This window comes from Kytococcus sp. HMSC28H12, assembly GCF_001816045.1.
GTDB lineage: Bacteria > Actinomycetota > Actinomycetes > Actinomycetales > Dermatophilaceae > Kytococcus > Kytococcus schroeteri.
This window is the reverse complement of record NZ_KV824380.1, coordinates 1-1,086: the sequence shown is the minus strand read 5'-3', so window position 1 is coordinate 1,086 and position 1,086 is coordinate 1. Positions and strand designations below refer to the sequence as shown.

Below are 1,086 nucleotides of genomic sequence, written 5' to 3'. Positions count from 1 at the left end.
CGCGGCCGCGAGCTGCGCGGGCCGCTGAGCACCGCGGACGCCCCCTCCCGGACCAGCCGGCACTCCGCCTTCGAGGAACTGGCGCACGCGGCCACCAGCCGGGTGGCCGCCCGGGCGGGCCTGCGGGAGGCCGACTGGGAGCTGCTGGTGCTGGTGGTGCCACCCCCGGACGTCGACCGCGCCGACCGGTGGGGCCGAGTGCAGGCCGTCGGTGGCCGGTGGCAGGTGGTGCTCCACCGGCTGGCGTTCGGCACCGACGCCCGCGGCCCGCAGGACCAGGAGCTCTTCGTGCAGGCCGTGGTGGCCGACCTGCTGGGCGAGGCCCTGGGTCGGGACCCCGAGGAGCTCGACCCCGACCGGTGACCCCGGGCGGGCTCCTGCGCACGCACCGTGACGCGCGTCGGCCGGCCCAGCCCGGGAGGTGGACCGGCCGACGTGGACGGTGCGGGTGCTCAGGCGCTGAACACGGCCCGGCGCTTGAGCTTGCGGCGCTCACGCTCGGAGAGGCCGCCCCAGATGCCGAAGCGCTCGTCGTTCTCCAGGGCGTAGTCCAGGCACTCGGAGCGCACGTCGCAGCCGGTGCACACGCGCTTGGCCTCACGGGTGGACCCGCCCTTCTCCGGGAAGAAGGCCTCGGGGTCGGTCTGGGCGCACAGGGCGCGCTCCTGCCAACTGGGGGCCGCCTGCTCGGCGAGTCCGACGATCTGAAGTTCGTGCACGGTTTCCTCCTCGACCCTGGGGCCCGTCAGCACGTGGTGGTACAGCCAACAGATGGGGTCCGACCCGCGGCGGGTGGACCGGCGGCACGCGCCCCGGGGGGGGGCCGTCCGACGCCGGAATTACACCGGTGCAACTCCCCGCGTGTCAAGCCGGCGCAGGGCCCCCTCATGGTGTATGGCCACGTCCCGCCACCGGCAGGTGCGTGCGGGGCGCGAGGCGGGGTCCGTGGCGCTCCGGGCGGGTCTCCCGGGAGGCGCCGAGCAGCATCTGCACCCGGTAGCGCTGGCCGGCGTACGGCGCCAGCACGCGGGCCAGGTCCACGTCGTCACCGGCGGTCCCGGTGAGCGCCCGGGTCACGTGCGCGGC

General features: G+C 76.1%; 2 protein-coding genes and 1 pseudogene. 1 reads left to right on the top strand and 2 read right to left on the bottom strand.

What is annotated here, in order from left to right; all coding sequences use genetic code 11:
• Window positions 1–363, top strand: a 363-nt coding sequence (locus HMPREF3099_RS12765; protein WP_070704509.1) for a hypothetical protein, incomplete at its 5' end; no start/stop codon positions are given.
• Window positions 364–452: 89 nt separating this feature from the next.
• Here HMPREF3099_RS12765 and HMPREF3099_RS04465 read toward each other — a convergent pair.
• Both HMPREF3099_RS04465 and HMPREF3099_RS12760 read right to left on the bottom strand, forming a co-directional pair.
• Complete coding sequence (locus HMPREF3099_RS04465) at window positions 453–719, bottom strand: WhiB family transcriptional regulator (protein ID WP_070704506.1); 267 nt, start codon at window positions 717–719, stop codon at window positions 453–455.
• 166 nt (window positions 720–885) lie between these two features.
• A pseudogene (locus tag HMPREF3099_RS12760) lies at window positions 886–1,086 on the bottom strand (DNA-3-methyladenine glycosylase 2 family protein); the annotation flags it as partial.